The 18,058-nt window shown below is 73.9% G+C and carries 16 protein-coding genes and 1 pseudogene; 9 read left to right on the forward strand and 8 right to left on the reverse strand.

Annotation, left to right across the window (positions count from 1 at the left end):
* Positions 1–365 precede the first annotated feature (365 nt).
* Positions 366–1,430 carry a LacI family DNA-binding transcriptional regulator gene (locus B446_RS30725; RefSeq protein ID WP_020943341.1) on the forward strand — a complete coding sequence of 355 codons (1,065 nt, stop codon included), beginning with the start codon at positions 366–368 and terminating at the stop codon, positions 1,428–1,430.
* Between the two features lie 126 nt (positions 1,431–1,556).
* Here B446_RS30725 and B446_RS30730 read toward each other — a convergent pair whose 3' ends face one another.
* Complete coding sequence (locus B446_RS30730; protein ID WP_043479432.1) at positions 1,557–2,348, reverse strand: VOC family protein; 792 nt, start codon at positions 2,346–2,348, stop codon at positions 1,557–1,559.
* 418 nt (positions 2,349–2,766) lie between these two features.
* Between B446_RS30730 and B446_RS30735 the strand changes: the two genes are divergently transcribed.
* Positions 2,767–3,012: a WhiB family transcriptional regulator gene (locus B446_RS30735; RefSeq protein WP_020943343.1), complete on the forward strand. Its 246-nt coding sequence runs from the start codon at positions 2,767–2,769 to the stop codon at positions 3,010–3,012.
* Positions 3,013–3,054: 42 nt separating this feature from the next.
* Here the strand turns inward: B446_RS30735 and B446_RS30740 are convergent, their stop codons facing one another.
* The 4 genes from B446_RS30740 to B446_RS30755 all read right to left on the reverse strand — a co-directional run bounded on the left by B446_RS30740 (position 3,055) and on the right by B446_RS30755 (position 7,561).
* Positions 3,055–4,029, reverse strand: a complete 975-nt coding sequence (locus B446_RS30740) for an acyl-ACP desaturase (protein ID WP_020943344.1) — start codon at positions 4,027–4,029, stop codon at positions 3,055–3,057.
* Positions 4,030–4,289: 260 nt separating this feature from the next.
* Positions 4,290–5,066: a dimethylargininase gene (gene ddaH / locus B446_RS30745; RefSeq protein ID WP_020943345.1), complete on the reverse strand. Its 777-nt coding sequence runs from the start codon at positions 5,064–5,066 to the stop codon at positions 4,290–4,292.
* Positions 5,067–5,202: 136 nt separating this feature from the next.
* The gene (locus B446_RS30750) at positions 5,203–6,828 is read right to left on the reverse strand and encodes an ABC-F family ATP-binding cassette domain-containing protein (RefSeq protein WP_020943346.1); all 1,626 of its coding nucleotides are present in this window, start codon (positions 6,826–6,828) and stop codon (positions 5,203–5,205) included.
* Positions 6,829–7,147: 319 nt separating this feature from the next.
* On the reverse strand, positions 7,148–7,561 hold the full coding sequence (locus B446_RS30755) for an SsgA family sporulation/cell division regulator (protein WP_020943347.1): 414 nt from the start codon (positions 7,559–7,561) through the stop codon (positions 7,148–7,150).
* Between the two features lie 205 nt (positions 7,562–7,766).
* Between B446_RS30755 and B446_RS30760 the strand changes: the two genes are divergently transcribed.
* Together B446_RS30760 and B446_RS30765 are read left to right on the forward strand one after the other, a co-directional pair.
* Positions 7,767–8,870, forward strand: coding sequence for a WD40/YVTN/BNR-like repeat-containing protein (locus tag B446_RS30760; protein WP_193384515.1), 1,104 nt, complete (start codon positions 7,767–7,769; stop codon positions 8,868–8,870).
* A 97-nt stretch (positions 8,871–8,967) separates the two neighbouring features.
* Positions 8,968–9,306 carry a hypothetical protein gene (locus tag B446_RS30765; RefSeq protein WP_020943349.1) on the forward strand — a complete coding sequence of 113 codons (339 nt, stop codon included), beginning with the start codon at positions 8,968–8,970 and terminating at the stop codon, positions 9,304–9,306.
* Between the two features lie 33 nt (positions 9,307–9,339).
* Here the strand turns inward: B446_RS30765 and B446_RS30770 are convergent, their stop codons facing one another.
* Positions 9,340–9,636: a YciI family protein gene (locus tag B446_RS30770; protein ID WP_020943350.1), complete on the reverse strand. Its 297-nt coding sequence runs from the start codon at positions 9,634–9,636 to the stop codon at positions 9,340–9,342.
* 60 nt (positions 9,637–9,696) lie between these two features.
* Between B446_RS30770 and B446_RS30775 the strand changes: the two are divergent.
* Together B446_RS30775 and mmpA are read left to right on the forward strand one after the other, a co-directional pair.
* Positions 9,697–10,386: pseudogene (locus B446_RS30775) on the forward strand (endonuclease V); the annotation flags it as partial.
* Between the two features lie 560 nt (positions 10,387–10,946).
* On the forward strand, positions 10,947–11,093 hold the full coding sequence (gene mmpA, locus B446_RS39810) for a morphogenic membrane protein MmpA (protein ID WP_167543350.1): 147 nt from the start codon (positions 10,947–10,949) through the stop codon (positions 11,091–11,093).
* Between the two features lie 18 nt (positions 11,094–11,111).
* Here the strand turns inward: mmpA and B446_RS30785 are convergent, their stop codons facing one another.
* Positions 11,112–12,290 (reverse strand): saccharopine dehydrogenase family protein, encoded by a 1,179-nt coding sequence (locus B446_RS30785; RefSeq protein ID WP_020943353.1) that lies wholly within the window; start codon positions 12,288–12,290, stop codon positions 11,112–11,114.
* A gap of 203 nt (positions 12,291–12,493) precedes the next feature.
* Between B446_RS30785 and B446_RS30790 the strand changes: the two genes are divergently transcribed.
* From B446_RS30790 to B446_RS30800, 3 genes are all read left to right on the forward strand, one after another.
* Positions 12,494–13,678: a CaiB/BaiF CoA transferase family protein gene (locus B446_RS30790; RefSeq protein WP_020943354.1), complete on the forward strand. Its 1,185-nt coding sequence runs from the start codon at positions 12,494–12,496 to the stop codon at positions 13,676–13,678.
* A 136-nt stretch (positions 13,679–13,814) separates the two neighbouring features.
* Positions 13,815–15,029: an acetyl-CoA C-acetyltransferase gene (locus B446_RS30795; RefSeq protein WP_020943355.1), complete on the forward strand. Its 1,215-nt coding sequence runs from the start codon at positions 13,815–13,817 to the stop codon at positions 15,027–15,029.
* Between the two features lie 41 nt (positions 15,030–15,070).
* On the forward strand, positions 15,071–17,254 hold the full coding sequence (locus B446_RS30800) for a 3-hydroxyacyl-CoA dehydrogenase NAD-binding domain-containing protein (RefSeq protein ID WP_020943356.1): 2,184 nt from the start codon (positions 15,071–15,073) through the stop codon (positions 17,252–17,254).
* Here the strand turns inward: B446_RS30800 and B446_RS30805 are convergent.
* A complete protein-coding gene (locus B446_RS30805) occupies positions 17,240–17,947 on the reverse strand; it encodes a MerR family transcriptional regulator (RefSeq protein WP_020943357.1) in 708 nt (235 codons plus the stop codon). The two genes, B446_RS30800 and B446_RS30805, sit on opposite strands and share 15 nt — an antisense overlap.
* Positions 17,948–18,058: the final 111 nt, after the last annotated feature.

Below are 18,058 nucleotides of genomic sequence, written 5' to 3' on the forward strand. Positions count from 1 at the left end.
AACGGGCCGGGCCTGTGGACAACCACCCGGTGGACAAGCGGATATCCGGACAACGCCGGATATCCGGGTCGAGGGAGACGGGTGCAGGGGCACGGGGTCCTCGGCGAGCGGCCGGTGAGCCCGGCCGAACGCGTCGGCCGAACGGTGCACGAGGTGCCGGTCGCGGTGGCCGCGCGGCAGTCGCGCGGCAGTCGCGCGCAGGGCGCGAGCCGCGTCTCGGGCCGCTCAGCCCGCAGGGGCCCCTCCCGAGTCCGTGCGGCGGTCCTCACCGCGCGACACGGCGTGGCGCAAGCCTTTTTCCGGGCCGTACGGCCGTGCGGCGGCGCGGTTATCCTGATCGCCAGCCGCCGATGAGGAGTCCCGAAGTGACCGAGGCAGTGTCGCGTCCCACGCTGGAGGCCGTGGCCGCGCGGGCCGGGGTGTCCCGGGCCACCGTGTCACGGGTCGTCAACGGCGGGGACGGCGTGAGGGAGCCGTTGGCCGAACGGGTCCGGCAGGCGGTCGAGGAGCTCGGCTACGTGCCGAACCAGGCCGCGCGCAGCCTGGTCACCAAGCGGCACGACGCCGTCGCCGTCGTCATCGCCGAACCCGAGGCGCGAGTCTTCGCCGACCCCTTCTTCGCCCTGCAACTGCGCGGCATCAGCAAGGAGCTGACGGCCCACGACAACCAGCTCGTGCTGCTGCTCACCGAGGGCCGCGCCGACCACGCCCGCGTGGCCCGCTACCTCGCCGGTGGCCATGTCGACGGCGCGCTCGTCTTCTCCCTCCACCTCGACGACCCGCTGCCCGGTCTGATCCGGAAGGCGGGTGTGCCCACCGTGTTCGGCGGCCGTCCCGACTGGAGCGACGGCGGCCCCGGGCCGGTGTACGTCGACAGCGACAACCGGGGCGGTGCCCGCGAGGCCGTGCGTCACCTGGTGGGTCTCGGCCGGACCCGGATCGCGCACATCACCGGGGTGCTGGACCAGACCTCGGCGGTGGACCGGCTCGACGGCTACCGGGACGTCATGGGCGACGCCGACCCCCGGCTCGTGGTGGAGAGCGACTTCACCCCGGGCGGCGGCGAACGCGCCATGCGCGAACTGCTCGACCGCTGCCCGGACGTGGACGCGGTGTTCGCCGCGAACGACCTGACCGCGCTCGGCGCCCTGCGGGTGCTGCGCGAGCACGGCCGTCGGGTACCGGACGACGTGGCCGTGATCGGCTTCGACGACGTGCTGCCCGTCGCCGAGCAGGCCGAGCCGCCGCTGACCACGGTCCGTCAGGACATAGAGGAGATGGGCCGGCTGATGGCCCGCCTGCTGCTGCGCGGCCGCGCCGGCGAGACGCCCGGCGCTGCGCTGGCGCAGGCGTCCGGCGCGGCTCCCGCGGAGGCGTCCGGCGCGGGCGTCGTGCTGCCGACCACGCTGATACGGCGGGCGTCCGCCTGACGAGGCGGGCGGCCTGCGGCGCACGGGCGCGCGGCGCCCCGGCTTCGCACCGCCTCGGCTGTACGGGCTCGCGGCCTAGCGGTGTCTCGGCCTCTCGTCCGCTCGGCGCCTCGGCCTCTCGCCGGCTCAGCCCTGCGGGGTCTCGCTCCTGATCACCGCGAAGCGGACGCCGCAGGGGTCGGCGAGCCTGGCCATGCGGCCCACGCCCGGCACGGTCGTCGCCGGCACGCGCACCGTGCCGCCCAGCCGCTGCGCCTGCTCGACGACGGCGTCGGTGTCCTCGACCGCGAAGTACGGCAGCCAGCAGGGCCCCGCCGCCGCTTCCGTCGGGTCGTCGGCCAGCGGGACCATCCCGCCGAACATCGCGTCCTCACCGGCGCCGCTCGGGTTGACACAGGTGTACGTGCCGCCCGGGAACGGCACGCCCGAGGTCTCCAGGCCCAGGACGCGGTGGTAGAAGGCCGCGGCCGCCGCGATGTCCGCTGTGTACAGCTCGACCCAGCACAGCGCGCCCGGTTCGTCCGCCGCGTCCACGCCCCTGGTCCGCCCCGGCTGCCAGATGCCGAACCGCACGCCCGCCTGGTCGGCGAGGACCGCCATGTGCCCCTGGCCCATCACGTCGAGCGGCGGGAACAGCACCCGGCCGTGCGCCTGTTCGGCGGCCGTCGCGGTGGCCCGCGCGTCCTGGCTCTGGAAGTACACCGTCCAGGCCGGGGGTCCCTGGTCCGGGCCGGCCTGCATGCCGCCGGCGACCGTGCGGCCGTCCAGCCGGAAGAAGCCGTAGCCCCCTGCGTCCGGACCCGCCGACTCGAACCGCCAGCCGAAGAGACCGCCGTAGAAGGCGAGAGCGCCGTCGAGGTCGGGGGTGGTGACGTCGAGCCAGTTGGGCGCGCCGTCGACGAAACGGGTGGTGAGCATCATCGCCCTCCTTGAAAGGGGGCCCGGGAGCCGGGTCCGGTCCGCTGCACCGTCGAGTCTGGCACCGCCCACCGACAACCGCGTGGCAGGTGCCCCCGCGCGCCGCGTTCACCCGGTCATGGTCCGGGTCTCGGCCGGACCTGGTCGCGCGCCCACCCGGACCCGTCCCGGGACGCACGGCCTCGCCCTCGTGCCCCGCCCCCGGGAGGACCCGCGCCCGCGCCCCGGGCGGCGCACCCCGCACGCCGGGCCGCCATGCCCCCGTCCGCGATTTCCCGCCGGTTCCCGGTCGTTCTCCCGCGCGCCGCCGTGCTCCGCCCGGCTCGGGGGGAGCATGATCGGGTCGGCCGGGGGCTCGGGACGTGCCGTTGATCCGGCGTTGATCGAACGTTTTTCCGCGCGCGGCACGATCCTTGCCATGCAGCTCGAAACCATCACCCCGGCCGACCTCGCCTGGCAGACGCAGGCCCTGTGCGCGCAGACCGGGGCCGACTTCTTCTTTCCCGAGCCCGGCAGCTCGGTGCGCGAGGCGAAGCGCATCTGCGGCATGTGCGAGATGCGCTCGGCCTGCCTCGACTACGCGCTCGACAACGACGAACGCTTCGGCGTCTGGGGCGGCCTCTCCGAGAAGGAACGGCTCGCCCTGCGCCGCACCTCGCCCTGACCCGCCCCGCTCACCACCGCGGGGCCGGGCCGGCTGCCGGGGTCAGCGCTGGCCGCGGGCGGCCAGCCGGGCCTTGCGGGCGGCCAGCCGCTCGTCGAACTTGAGGGCCTCCGCGTCCAGGCCGCCCATGAACAGCCCCAGCTCCTCCTGCGCCTGACGGCCCTCCGGGCCCAGGCCGTCGATCTCCATGATCTTCAGGAAGCGCAGCACGGGCTGCAGGACGTCGTCGTGGTGGATGCGCAGGTTGTAGACCTCGCCGATCGCCATCTGCGCGGCGGCCCGCTCGAAGCCGGGGATGCCGTGGCCGGGCATGCGGAAGTCGACGACGACGTCACGGACCGCCTGCATGGTCAGGTCGGGGGCGAGCTCGAAGGCGGCCTTCAGCAGGTTGCGGTAGAAGACCATGTGCAGGTTCTCGTCGGTCGCGATGCGCGCCAGCATCCGGTCGCAGACCGGGTCGCCGGACTGGTGACCGGTGTTGCGGTGCGAGATGCGGGTGGCCAGCTCCTGGAAGGCGACGTAGGCGACCGAGTGCAGCATCGAGTGCCGGTTGTCGGACTCGAAGCCCTCGCTCATGTGGGACATGCGGAACTGCTCCAGCTTGTCCGGGTCCACCGCGCGCGAGGTGAGCAGGTAGTCGCGCATCACGATGCCGTGCCGGCCCTCCTCGGCCGTCCAGCGGTGCACCCAGGTGCCCCAGGCGCCGTCGCGGCCGAACAGCGAGGCGATCTCGTGGTGGTAGCTGGGCAGGTTGTCCTCGGTCAGCAGGTTGACCACCAGGGCGATCCGGCCGATCTCCGTGACCTTGGAGTGCTCCTTCTCCCACGCCTGCCCGTCCTCGAACAGACCCGGGAAGTTGCGGCCGTCGCTCCAGGGCACGTACTCGTGCGGCATCCAGTCCTTGGCGACCTTCAGATGCCGGTTCAGCTCGGTCTCGACCACTTCCTCCAGTGCGTACAGCAGCTTCGCGTCGGTCCAGACGGACGGGCCGCCGAGGTGAGGGGAGGTGATCGTCACAGGAACTCCAGGGGGACGCCGTACGGAGGGGAGAAAAGGAGAGGAGGGAGAAAGCGGAACGAGCGAAAAGGGGGACGGTCCGGCGAGCGGTGCCGGGAAACCTACGAGATCGTAGGCTACGAAGCCGTAGGTTACGAAGCCGTAGGTTAAGGCCGTCGTAAAGATCGCTGATCAGCGGCCCCGGTCATGACGTCCCGGCGCGCGCGGAACAGCCCCGAGACGCGCAGGTCCCGGGGCTGCCCGGGGAGGGGAGCACCCGGTCAGGCGTACAGCTCCCGCATCCTTACCGAGAGGCACGTCACACACCCTTCGAGCTTCTCGAACTCGCCGATGTCCACCGTGACGACCTCCAGGCCCAGATCGGTCAGCAGCTCCGCCGTCCGCGGGGCGCTCGCCGCCATGAGTACCCGGTGGCCGCCGAGCAGCACCACGTGCGCGCCGGACTCCTCGGGCACCGACAGGAACCGGGGGAACAGCGACGGCCGGTCGACGAGCGGGATGTGCCCGACCACCGTCCCGTCCGGCAGCGCGGTGACCGCCGACTTCAGGTGCAGCACCTTGCTCACCGGTACGGCCACCACCCGTGCGCCGAGCGGCTCGAAGGCGGCCCGCACCTGCTGCACGCCCGCCGCGTTGGTGCGCCCGCCCCGGCCGACGTAGACGGTGTCGCCGACCTTCAGCACGTCACCGCCGTCCAGAGTGCCGGGCTCCCACACCCAGTTCACCGAGCAGCCGAGCCGGGCCACCGCCTCCTCGACGCCGGCGGTCTCCGCGCGCCGGGACTCGGCGCCGGGCCGGGTGATGAGCGCCACGTTCCGGTACATCACGACGGTGTCCTCGACGAACACCGAGTCGGGGCAGTCGTCCTCCGGGTCGACCTCGATCGTCTCCCAGCCGTGCGCGCCGAGCGCCTCGACGTAGGCCTCCCACTGCTCGACGGCGAGGTCGGGGTCGACCTTCTCCCGTTCGATGTGCGTCACCAGGCCCTCGGCGAGGCGCGGGCCGGGACGGCGGACGAGGGCCTTCTTGCTGGGCACGAGGGACCTTTCGGATCGGCGGTGCGGTCCGGCGCCGGCCGAGCGGCGCCGGACCGCCATCATGCAGCGCGCCCCGGCCGGGACAAAACCCCCGTGGTCGGGCTGTGCCCCACCCGCAACACCCCCGCCGCCGCGGCTAGGCCGTGTCCGCGAGCGCGTCGGGCGTGGTCTCCCTGAGTTCTCCCTCCTCCATCAGCAGCCACCGGGTGATGCCGATGGACTCCAGGAACGGCAGGTCGTGGCTGGCGACGAGCAGGGCGCCCTCGTACGACTCCAGGGCCGTGGTCAGCTGCCGGACGCTGGCCATGTCGAGGTTGTTGGTCGGTTCGTCCAGCAGGAGCAGCTGGGGTGCGGGCTCGGCGAGCATCAGGGCGGCCAAGGCCGCCCGGAAGCGCTCGCCGCCGGAGAGCGTCCCGGCCGGCTGGTCGGCCCGCGCGCCCCGGAACAGGAAGCGCGCGAGGCGCGCCCTGATCCGGTTGTTGGTCGCGCCGGGCGCGAACCGGGCCACGTTCTCGGCGACGGTCAGCTCGTCGTCGAGCACGTCCAGGCGCTGCGGCAGGAACCGCGACGGCACGTGCGTCAGCGCCTCGCCGGACACCGGTGCCAGCTCCCCGGCGACGGTCCTCAGCAGGGTCGTCTTGCCGGAGCCGTTGCGTCCGACGAGCGCGATCCGCTCCGGGCCGCGCAGGTCGAGAATGCCCTCGACGCGCGCCCCGTAGGCCATCCGCAGCTTCTCCAGCGTGAGCACCTGCCGGCCGGGCGGTACGGCCGTATACGGCAGGTCGACGCGGATCTCGTCGTCGTCCCGTACGGCGTCCGCCGCCTCGTCCAGCCGGTCCCTGGCCTCGGAGAGCCGCTCCTCGTGCATGATGCGGTGCTTGCCCGCGGACTCCTGGGCGGCGCGCTTGCGCGCCCCCATGACGATCTTGGGCTCGCGTTTCTGCTCGTACATCTTCTGCCCGTACCGCTTGCGGCGGGCCAGTTTGACGTGGGCGTCGGCGAGTTCGCGCTTCTGCTTGCGCACGTCCGCCTCGGCGACCCGCAGCGTCCGTTCGGCCGCCTCCTGTTCCACGGCGAGCGCCTCCTCGTAGGCCGAGAAGTTGCCGCCGTACCAGGTGACCTCGCCGGAGCGGAGCTCGGCGATCTGGTCCACCAGGTCCAGGAGTTCACGGTCGTGGCTGACCACGACGAGCACGCCGGACCAGGAGGCGACGGCCGCGTACAGGCGCCGGCGCGCGTACAGGTCGAGGTTGTTGGTGGGCTCGTCCAGCAGCAGGACGTCGGGCCGGCGCAGCAGCAGCGCCGCCAGGCGCAGCAGCACCGACTCGCCGCCGGAGACCTCGCCGACGGTGCGGTCCAGGCCGATGTGGGCGAGGCCGAGTTCGCCGAGGGTGACCAGGGCGCGCTCCTCGACGTCCCAGTCGTCGCCGATGGTCTCGAAGTGCTCCTCGGACGCGTCGCCCGCCTCGATGGCGTGCAGCGCGGCCCGCCGGGCGGCGATGCCGAGGGCGTCCTCGACGCGGAGCGTGGTGTCGAGGGTGACGTTCTGCGGCAGGTACCCGATCTCACCGGTCACCCTGACGGTGCCGTCGGCGGGCGTGAGTTCGCCCGCGATCAGCTTCAACAGGGTGGATTTCCCGGACCCGTTGACGCCGACGAGTCCCGTACGGCCGGGACCGAAGGCGATGTCGAGGCCGTCGAGGACGGGGGTGCCGTCGGGCCAGGCGAAGGAGAGGGAGGTGCAGGTGAGGGAAGATGACATACGGGCCTCGCGGTTGCTGGGTGCGGTCTGGCGAACGCGTGTCGAGACACCGCGAGACGGAACCGAAGGGCCTGGGGCACAAGAGGGGCCGGAAGGGCCGCAGGGGCCGAGAGAGAAGGGCCTGTGCCGAAGGACTGCTCGGACGCCGAGGTCGAACGCCACGCACACCTCACCGGTGTGAACGCGGTGTCTCGGGACCTCAGACGAGCAACGTCCTTCTCCAATCGGCGACAACAGGACCTTGTACAAGGTACGAGCGTCGCGATGAGGGTGTCAACGCGATTGAAGGGCGGACCGGAGGTCGGTAGGGGGGCGCGCGTCAGCAGGCGTCCCGCATCAGTTCGGCCAGGTCGTGGTCGAGGTCCAGGTGGAGGTGTTCGAGCCCGACGGGCACGAGGCCGCCGGTCGCCTCCAGGAAGCGGCGTATCTCGCCGGAGCGCACGTGCACGATCGCGGTGCCCTCGGGCGCGTGGAACTCCAGCACGGTGCGGTCGTAGCCGTACGGGCGCACGCGCACGTCGCCGTGGCCCTCGGGTCCCCGCAGGCCGTCCGTCAGCAGCTCGCGGGAGAAGGTCCAGCAGACCTCGACGCCCTCCAGGGTGGCCGGGGCCGGGAAGGTCATGCGCACGGCGAACGGGTCGCGCCGGTCGTAGGACAGGGTCGCGGGGATGGTCGGCATGCGCGGGGCGGCGGCGACGAGGCGTGCCTCTACGGACTGCTCGATGGTGGACAACGCCTTGCTCCCTCGTGACGGCTGGACGTTCTTTTCCGGGTGTGAGACCTGGTACTGGAAGAGACGACGGATCCGGCCGATCCGTGCACAGGGGGAACGAGTGACCTCGGTCACCGCGTTTCATGCACGCCGGGTACGGCCCGGGCGGGCACGCGCGCGGAGGTGCTCTGGACGGCGGGTGGCCGGTGGACTAGCTTCGCCCGCCATGAGGCGCTTGGGGAGCACGCGACGCGGGGGACGTTCGGGCCGGCTGGTGGCGGCGGGGGTGGCGTGCGCGGCGGCGCTGGCCGCGGTGGCCGTGCCGGCCGCGGCGGCGGGGCCGCTCGGGCACCGCGGCGTGCACTGGGCGGCCAAGGACAGCGGCGCCCCGCAGGTGCGCTTCCGCGGCCTGTCCGCCGTGGACCGCGACACCGCCTGGCTGGCCGGCACCCAGGGCACCGTGCTGCGCACCACCGACGGCGGCACGAGCTGGCGGAACGTCTCTCCGCCCGGTGCGGGCGGCCTGCAGTTCCGGGACGTCGAGGCGTTCGACGCGCGGCGCGCGGTGGTGCTGGCCATCGGCGAGGGCGAGGACTCCCGCGTGTACCGGACCGACGACGGCGGCGCGACCTGGACCGAGTCCTTCCGCAACCCCGACCCGAAGGCCTTCTACGACTGCATGGCCTTCTTCGACCGCCGGCACGGCCTGGCCATGAGCGACCCGGTGGACGGCAGGTTCCGCATCCTGTCCACCCGGGACGGCGGCCGCTCCTGGCGGGTGCTGCCCGCCGCGGGCATGCCCGCCGCCCTCGACGGCGAGGCCGGCTTCGCGGCGAGCGGCCAGTGCCTGGTCACCTCCGGGCCGAAGGACGTGTGGCTGGCGACCGGGGGCGGCGCGCACGCGCGCGTGCTGCACTCCGCCGACCGCGGCCTGAACTGGACGGCCGCCGAGACCCCCGTCCCGGCGGGCGATCCGGCCAAGGGCGTCTTCGCGCTGGCCTTCCGCGACCGCACCCACGGCCTCGCGGTCGGCGGCGACTACCGCCCGGACCAGTCCTCGCCGCGGGCGGCCGCGGTCACCGCCGACGGCGGCCGCACCTGGCGCCCGGCCGCGAGCCCGCCGCCCGCCTACCGCTCCGGTGCCGCCTGGCTCCCGCACAGCCGCGGCGCCGCGCTCGCCGTGGGGCCCGGCGGCACCGACCTGACCACCGACGGCGGCCGGACCTGGCGGACCGTCGACACCGGCTCGTACGACACCGTCGACTGCGCCCCGGACCTGAGCTGCTGGGCGTCCGGCGAGCAGGGGCGGGTGGCCCGGCTGGAACGCTGACGTAACGGCGCGCGACCCGGGTACTCGACCCCTGCCGCGGAGGAATCCGGTCACGACCGGACTCCCGCCGCGAGGGGACGAGACGAGAGGAGCGATCATGCCAGCCGGTTCCAGCCCGAAGCGCGAACGCCAGTACGAGCACATCAAGAAGAGCGCACAGGACCGGGGCGAGAGCACCGGTCGTGCCGAGGAGATCGCCGCGCGGACCGTCAACAAGGAACGCGCCCGCGCGGGCGAGTCCAAGACCGCCAGCCGCAGCTCCACCGAGGACATGTCCTCCGGCAAGCGCGGCGGCCAGCGGTCCGGCAACCGGACCGGGCCCCAGGGCCCGACCCGCGACCAGCTCTACAACGAGGCCAGGCAGCGCGGCATCGAGGGCAGGTCGCACATGAACAAGGACGAGCTGCGGCGCGCGCTGGACTCGAAGAAGAGCTGACGACGTCCCGGGGGCGGCCGACGCCCCCGGGGGTCAGCCCAGCGTCTGCCGGTGGGGTGCCAGCTCGGGGGCGGTCTTCGTGGCGATGAACTCCGTGACGCGGTACGCGCACACCCCGGCGACGACGAACGGGTCGCCCGCCACGACCTCCTCGATCCGGGCACGGTCCTCCGCGACGGCCAGGATCACCCCGCCGTCGCGGGGGTTCTTGCGTCCGGAGGCCAGGAAGAAGCCCTTCTCGTACTGCTGGTCGAGCCAGGCGGAATGCGCCGGCAGGACGGCGTCCACGGCGTCGAGCGGTGCGGTGTAGGACAGCTCCAGTACGAACATGATCGCGACCCTACCCCGGGGCCCGGCCGGGCGTCGGCGGACCGTACAGTCCTGTCCATCATGACGACCGTAGGCGTACCCGAGGGCTGGCCCGCCACCGAGGAAGAGGCGCGGGCCGTACAGGACGAACTGCGCGGACGGGTGGTGCTCGACGAGCCGGGTCCGCCGCCCGGTACGGGCACGGTCACCGGGGTCGACGTCGCCTACGACGACGACCTCGACCTCGTCGCCGCGGCGGCCGTGGTGCTGGACGCCGCCACCCGCGAGGTCGTCGCCGAGACGACGGCCGTCGGCCGGATCTCCTTCCCCTACGTCCCCGGGCTGCTCGCCTTCCGTGAGATCCCGACCGTGCGCGCCGCCCTGGACGCGCTGGAGCGCGAGCCGGGGCTGGTCGTGTGCGACGGCTACGGCCTCGCCCACCCGCGCCGCTTCGGCCTCGCCAGCCACCTCGGCGTCCTCACCGGCCTGCCCACCATGGGCGTCGCCAAGAACCCCTTCACCTTCACCCACGCCGACCCCGCCCCCGCGCGGGGTTCCTGGGCCGCCCTCCTGGCCGGCACTGAGGAGGTCGGCCGCGCCCTGCGCACCCGGGACGGCGTCAAGCCGGTCTACGTCTCCGTCGGCCACCGCGTCGGCCTGGACAACGCCGTGGCCCACACCCTCGCCCTGACGCCCGCCTACCGCCTCCCGGAGACCACCCGCAGGGCGGACGCCCTGTGCCGGCGGGCCCTGAAGGAGGCGGCCCGGGCCCGCAGCCCGCTCGCCGGGCGGGCGGCCGCCGACCCGGACCGTGACTGGGGCCGCAGCGTGTACGAGGGCCGGCGCGACCCGGTCGCCTGGGCCGGGCGGGTGCTCGCCGCGGCGGCCGGGCCGGGCCCCCGGCCGCCGGAGATCGAGGCCGCCCTGGAACTGGCCGCCGACCCCCTGCGGTGGAGCCGGGGGCGTGAGGTCTTCGAGCTCGTCCGCCGCGGCTCGCCGCTGCCCGAGGAGCGGGCCCCGCGGACACGGCTGCTGCTGTTCCGCCTCGCGGAACTCGTCGCCAAGGTCGCTCACAACACCGCGGGCCCCGCACCGTTCTTCGACCACCACGCAGGCTGGGCCATCGGCCCCCTCGCCCACCGCCTCGCGCTCCTCACCGACGACGGCCCCACCCGCGACCGGATCGCGAACGCCGTGGGGGAGTGGCCACCGCCGGCCTGAGCACCCGGCCGCCGGCCCGCCTGAGCACCCGGCCGCCGGCCCGCCTGAGTACCCGGTTTGAGTATCCCGACGGATGTGCGCGCCCGGGGGCCGTCGGCAGGCTGGGCCGCATGACGACGCACCGTGCAGCCAAGCCCCTCGCCGACCCGGACCGGCCCGTCGAGCGGGTCGTGAACGCCGCTCTCGCGCTGGCCGCCCTCGCCGGGTTCGGCTGGATATGCGCGGTGATCTACACCCTGGTGCGGTGGCCCCTGTAGGGGCGGTTTCCGCAGCGGTCAGCGGGTCGCCGCCACCCGGAAGGTGATGCCCGCCGCGCGCAGCCGCTCGGTGAGCGCGTCGCCCATGGCGACGGCTGTCGTGACCTGGCCCGCGGTCGGCGGCAGCGCGTCGAGGGCCAGGGCGAGGGCCGCCTCGGCGAACATCTTCGCCGTCTCGTCGTAGCCCGGGTCGCCGCCCGCGACCTCGGTGAAGACGCGCCGCCCGCCCCCCTCGCCCACGAAGCGCACCCGGAACCAGCTCTCCGCCCGCTTCTTCGCGTCCGGTCCGTCACCGGGCCTGAGCCGGCCGGACAGCCACCGCCGCACCGGCGGCAGCTGCGCGGCCACCGCGACCGCGCCCACGGCGGCGGCGCCCCCCGCGGCGACCGGCAGGTGCCGGACCGCCGCGTAGTGCCGGTAGCGGAAGTCGGGGCCGTAGCGCTCCAGTGCCCTCGCGGAGCGGCTCACGATCTGCGGGTCGATGGTCGGCAGCGGCAGCGCCCAGGCGCCGACCTCCGGGGCGAACCGCGGCGCGCCCGCGGGCGCCGTCACCCGGCGCGCCGGCAGGCGCGGTTCGTGCCGGCGGCGTTCGCGGGCCGCCGCCACGAGCTGCCGGCCGCGCGCGAACTGGTTGAGCGCCGAGGCGAGCGTGCCCCCGGAGAAGGCCGCGTCGGCGGTCACGAACCCGTCCACGGTCAGCGGCACGCCCTCCGGCAGCTGCCGGACCGTGAAGTACACGCCCAGGTCGTGCGGCACGGAGTCGAAGCCGCAGGCGTGCACCAGGCGGGCGCCGGTCTCCCGCGCGCGTGCGTCGTGCCGGACGTACATCCGGTCCACGAACTCCGGCTCACCGGTCAGGTCGAGGTAGTCGGCCCCGGTGTCCGCGCAGGCGGCGACGAGGTCCTCGCCGTAGCTGACGTAGGGCCCCACGGTCGTGGCCACCACGCGCGCGTGCTCGGCGAGCCGGCGCAGCGAGGCCGGGTCGCCGACGTCGGCCCGCAGTACCCCGACGCCGGAGCCGCCGGGCAGCCGTTCGCGCAGCCGCCGCAGCTTCATCTCGTCCCGGCCCGCGAGCGCCCAGCGCAGGCCCTCGGGCGCGTGGGCGGCGAGGTACTCCGCCGTGAGCGCGCCGACGAAGCCGGTGGCCCCGAAGAGCACGATGTCGTAGGGACGGTCCGTCCGGTTCAGCCTGCTCATGACACCCCTTCGCCCGCAGCCCGCGCCGCTGTCGGTGGCTGAGGCTAGCGTGAGGAGTGCGGACCCGCGGACGCGGCCTCGGCGGTCCGGGCCGGGCACTTGGCTAAGCGCTTGCTCGTTCAGGTCTTGTGCCGGGTGGAACGTGTTCTTAGCATCACTGGTGTTACAGCATCGGTGTCACACGCGCTTGGGGGCAGGACGGGATGACGACGGCAGGGACGCCGGCGACGCCGGGGCACGGTCCGCTCTCCGGCGTGCGCGTGGTCGAGCTGGCCGGCATCGGGCCCGGCCCGTTCGCCGGCATGCTCCTCGCCGACCTCGGCGCCGACGTGGTCCGGGTGGACCGCCCCGGCGGCCCGGGCCTCGGCATCGACCCCGCGTACGACGTGACCAACCGCAGCAAGCGTTCGGTGATCGTCGACCTCAAGGCGCCCGGCGGCCCCGCGCGCGTGCTGGACCTGGCCGCCCGCGCCGACGTCCTCGTCGAGGGCTACCGGCCCGGAGTCGCCGAGCGGCTCGGGGTCGGGCCCGCGGACTGCCACGCCCGCAACCCCCGTCTGGTCTACGGCCGGATGACCGGCTGGGGCCAGGACGGCCCGCTCGCCGACCGCGCCGGGCACGACGTGGCCTACATCGCCCTCACCGGAACCCTCGGCATGATCGGCCGCCCCGGCGAGCCCCCGGCCGTCCCCGCCAACCTGCTCGGCGACTACGCGGGCGGCGCCCTCTACCTCGTCGTCGGCGTCCTGGCCGCCCTGCACCACGCGCGCGCCACCGGCACCGGCCAGGTCGTCGACGCGGCCATCGTGGACGGCACGGCCCACCTGTCCGCGATGATCCACGGCATGCTGGCCGCCGGCGGCTGGCAGGACCGGCGCGGCGCCAACCTGCTGGACGGCGGCTGCCCGTACTACGGCACCTACGAGACCGCCGACGGCGGCCACATGGCGGTCGGCGCCCTGGAGGCCGGGTTCTACGAGGAGTTCCTGCGCCTGCTCGGCCTGGACGACCTGGCCCCGGCCCGCGGGGACCTGACCCGCTGGGACGAACTGCGCGAGCGGGTCGCCGCCCGGTTCAGGTCCCGCACCCGCGCGGAGTGGACGGCCGTCTTCGAGGGCTCCGACGCCTGCGTGGCGCCCGTCCTCTCGCTGCGCGAGGCCCCGCACCACCCGCACCTGGCCGCCCGCGGCACCTTCACCGGCCACGCCGGTATCACCCAGCCGGCGCCCGCCCCGCGCTTCTCCGCCACCCCGACCCAGGTCCGCAGCGGCCCGGCCCTGCCCGGCGCCGGCGCGGACACGGTGGCGCGGGACTGGGGGATACCCGGCCTCGCACCGGACCCCGTGGCGGACCTCGCACCCGACGAGCCGGCCACCGAGGGCGCCTGACCCGGCCCCCGACCACCCGGCCCCGGCGCCCCGGTCCCGACCTCCCTGCTCCGGCCACCCGGCCCCGACGCCCCCAGCCCTCCCACAGCCCTCGGCGGCCGACCCCGCTCGGCCCACCCTCCCGAAAGGCACACCAGTGAGCACCGAAGCGTACGTGTACGACGCGATCCGCACCCCGCGCGGCCGCGGCAAGGCGAACGGCGCCCTGCACGGCACGAAGCCCATCGACCTGGTCGTCGGCCTCATCCACGAGATCCGCGACCGCTTCCCGGGCCTCGACCCGGCCTCGATCGACGACATCGTGCTGGGCGTCGTCGGCCCGGTCGGCGACCAGGGCTCCGACATCGCCCGGATCGCCGCGATCGCCGCCGGCCTGCCCGACACCGTCGCCGGTGTCCAGGAGAACCGCTTCTGTGCCTCCGGCCTGGAAGCCGTCAACATGGCCGCCATGAAGGTCCGCTCGGGCTGGGAGGACCTGGTGCTGGCCGGCGGTGTGGAGTCCATGTCGCGCGTGCCGATGGCCTCCGACGGCGGCGCCTGGTTCAACGACCCGATGACCAACCTGTCGGTCAACTTCGTCCCGCAGGGCATCGGCGCCGACCTCATCGCCACCATCGAGGGCTTCAGCCGCCGGGACGTCGACGAGTACGCGGCCCTGTCCCAGGAGCGCGCGGCCACCGCCTGGAAGGAGGGCCGCTTCGACCGCTCGGTGGTCCCCGTGAAGGACCGCAGCGGCCTGGTCGTCCTGGACCACGACGAGCACCTGCGCCCGGGCACCACCGCCGACTCCCTCGCGGGGCTCAAGCCGTCCTTCGCCGACATCGGCGAGCTGGGCGGCTTCGACGCCGTCGCGCTGCAGAAGTACCACTGGGTGGAGAAGATCGACCACGTCCACCACGCGGGCAACTCCTCCGGCATCGTCGACGGCGCCTCGCTCGTCGCGATCGGCTCCAAGGAGGCCGGCGAGCGCGGCGGCCTCACCCCACGCGCGCGGATCGTCGCCGCCGCCGTCTCCGGCTCCGAGCCGACCATCATGCTCACCGGTCCCGCCCCCGCCGCCCGCAAGGCCCTCGCCAAGGCCGGCCTGACCATCGACGACATCGACCTGGTCGAGATCAACGAGGCGTTCGCCGCGGTCGTGCTGCGCTTCGCCAAGGACATGGGCCTGTCCCTGGACAAGGTCAACGTCAACGGCGGTGCCATCGCGCTCGGCCACCCGCTCGGCGCGACCGGTGCGATGATCCTCGGCTCGCTCATCGACGAGCTGGAGCGCCAGGACAAGCGCTACGGCCTCGCCACCCTCTGCGTCGGCGGCGGCATGGGCATCGCCACCGTCGTCGAGCGCATCTGACCTCCCAGCGGACCCCCGAGACCTCAACGGAGACGACTGTCATGACCGAGAGCACCACCATCCGCTGGGAACAGGACGACACCGGGGTCATCACCCTCGTCCTGGACGACCCGAACCAGTCCGCGAACACCATGAACCAGGCGTTCCGCGACTCCCTCGCCGCGATCACCGACCGGCTGGAGGCCGAGAAGGACTCGATCCGCGGCATCGTCCTCACCTCGGCCAAGAAGACCTTCTTCGCGGGCGGCGACCTGCGCGACCTGATCCGGGTCACGCCCGAGACCGCCCAGGACCTGTTCGACGGCGGCCTCGCCATCAAGCGGAACCTGCGCCGCATCGAGACCCTCGGCAAGCCCGTCGTCGCCGCGATCAACGGCGCGGCCCTCGGCGGCGGCTTCGAACTGGCCCTCGCCTGCCACCACCGCGTCGCCCTCGACACCTCCGGCACGAAGATCGGCTGCCCCGAGGTCACCCTCGGGCTGCTCCCCGGCGGCGGCGGGGTCGTCCGCACGGTACGGCTGCTGGGCATCGCCGACGCCCTGCTCAAGGTGCTCCTCCAGGGCCAGCAGTACAACGCCCGCCGCGCCCGGGACAACGGCCTCGTCCACGAGGTCGCCGGCACCCCCGAGGAACTGATCGCCAAGGCCCGCGCCTTCATCGACGCCAACCCCGAGTCCCAGCAGCCCTGGGACAGGCCCGGCTACCGGATCCCGGGCGGCACCCCGGCCAACCCCAAGTTCGCCGCCAACCTGCCCGCCTTCCCGGCCACCCTGCGCAAGCAGACGGGCGGCGCGCCCTACCCGGCGCCGCGCAGCATCCTGGCCGCCGCCGTCGAGGGCTCCCAGGTCGACTTCGAGACCGCCCAGGTCATCGAGGCCCGCTACTTCGTCGAGCTGGCCGCCGGGCAGACCTCGAAGAACATGATCCAGGCGTTCTTCTTCGACCTCCAGGCCGTCAACTCCGGCGCCAACCGTCCCCAGGGCGTCGAGCCCCGCACGGTCCGCAGGGTCGCCGTCCTCGGCGCGGGCATGATGGGCGCCGGCATCGCCTACTCGTGCGCCCGCGCGGGCATCGAGGTCGTCCTCAAGGACGTCTCCCTGGAGGCGGCCCTCAAGGGCAAGGGCTACTCCGAGAAGCTGTGCGCCAAGGCCGTCTCCCGGGGCCGCACCAGCCAGGAGAAGGCCGACGCGCTCCTCGCCCGGATCACCCCGAGCGCCGACGCCGCCGACCTCGCGGGCTGCGACGCGGTGATCGAGGCCGTCTTCGAGGACACCGCGCTCAAGCACAAGGTGTTCCAGGAGATCGAGTCGGTCGTCGCGCCCGACGCGCTGCTGTGCTCCAACACCTCCACGCTGCCCATCACCGCGCTCGCCGAGGGCGTGGAGCGCCAGGCCGACTTCATCGGGCTGCACTTCTTCTCGCCCGTCGACAAGATGCCGCTCGTCGAGATCATCAAGGGCGAGCGGACCGGCGACGAGGCCCTCGCCCGGGCCTTCGACCTGGTCCGGCAGATCAACAAGACGCCGATCGTCGTCAACGACTCGCGCGGCTTCTTCACCTCCCGGGTGATCGGCCACTTCATCAACGAGGGCGTCGCCATGGTCGGCGAGGGCATCGAGCCCGCCTCGGTCGAGCAGGCCGCCGCCCAGGCCGGCTACCCGGCCAAGGTCCTCTCCCTGATGGACGAGCTGACCCTCACCCTCCCGCGCAAGATCCGCAACGAGTCGCGGCGGGCCGTGGAGGAGGCGGGCGGCACCTGGACCGCGCACCCGGCGGAGGCGGTCATCGACCGGCTGGTCGACGAGTTCGGCCGCACCGGCCGCAGCGGCGGCGCCGGCTTCTACGACTACGCCGAGGACGGCGCACGCGGCGGTCTGTGGCCCGGCCTGCGCGAGCACTTCACCAGGCCCGGGCACCGGATCCCGTTCCGCGACATGCAGGAGCGGATGCTCTTCGCCGAGGCGCTCGACACCGTACGCCTGCTGGAGGAGGGCGTGCTGACCTCCGTCGCCGACGCCAACATCGGCTCCATCCTCGGCATCGGCTTCCCCGGCTGGACCGGCGGCGTGCTCCAGTACATCAACGGCTACGAGGGCGGGGCCGCCGGCTTCGTCGCCCGCGCCCGCGAACTGGCCGAGACCTACGGCGAGCGGTTCACGCCGCCCGCGCTGCTGGTCGAGAAGGCGGAGAAGGGGGAGCCGTTCGCCGACTCAGTCCGTCCGTGACCCGGTGAGCCATTCGCCCAGCTCCTCCCGCAGCGACCGCTGGAACGTGGTCAGCAGGGCCTGCACCACCAGCGGCTGCATGTGCGCCGACAGGGACCGCACGTCCTCGTCGGCGCGCTCGGCCACCGCGCCGCGGAAGAGCCGGGACAGCTCGTGGGCCGCGGCGCGCGAGTGCTCGACGAGCACCTTGCGCGCCGCGAGGATGGACTCCTGCGACAGCGGCACGTCGAGGAGTTGGACGCCGAGGCGGAGCAGCCCGGCGTCCACCCGGAACGTGCCGTCGTCCGCGGGGCCCACCACGTTCATCGCCGCGAGGCGTTCCACGTCCTCCTCGCCCAGCGGCCGCCCGGCCCGCCGGTCGAGCTCCTCGCGGGTGACCGTCTCGACGGCCTCCGGCGCCCAGGACGCGACCACCGCCCGGTGGATCGCGAGATCGTCCGCGCCGATGCCGGCCGGCAGCCGCCCCAGGTAGCGCTCGATCGCGGCCAGGGTCATGCCCTGCTGCCGCAGCTCCTCGATGAGGGCCAGCCGGGCCACGTGCCCCGGTCCGTAGCGCCCCACCCGGCGCGGCCCGATCACCGGCGGCGGGAGCAGCCCCTTGCTGCCGTAGAAGCGGACGGTGCGGACCGTGACGCCCGTCCGCGCGGCCAGCTCGTCGATCGTGAGGGTGGGCTCCGCGGCGTCGGTCGTCATGTGCAGCAGTATCGCTGTCCCACCACCGCTGTGACACCCGGAGTGAAGCGTGTGCGGCGTGTGCGGGTCGTGTGAGAAGCGCCGCTGTGTGACTCCGATTACCGCGTGACC

This window comes from Streptomyces collinus Tu 365 (assembly GCF_000444875.1).
Lineage (GTDB): Bacteria > Actinomycetota > Actinomycetes > Streptomycetales > Streptomycetaceae > Streptomyces > Streptomyces collinus_A.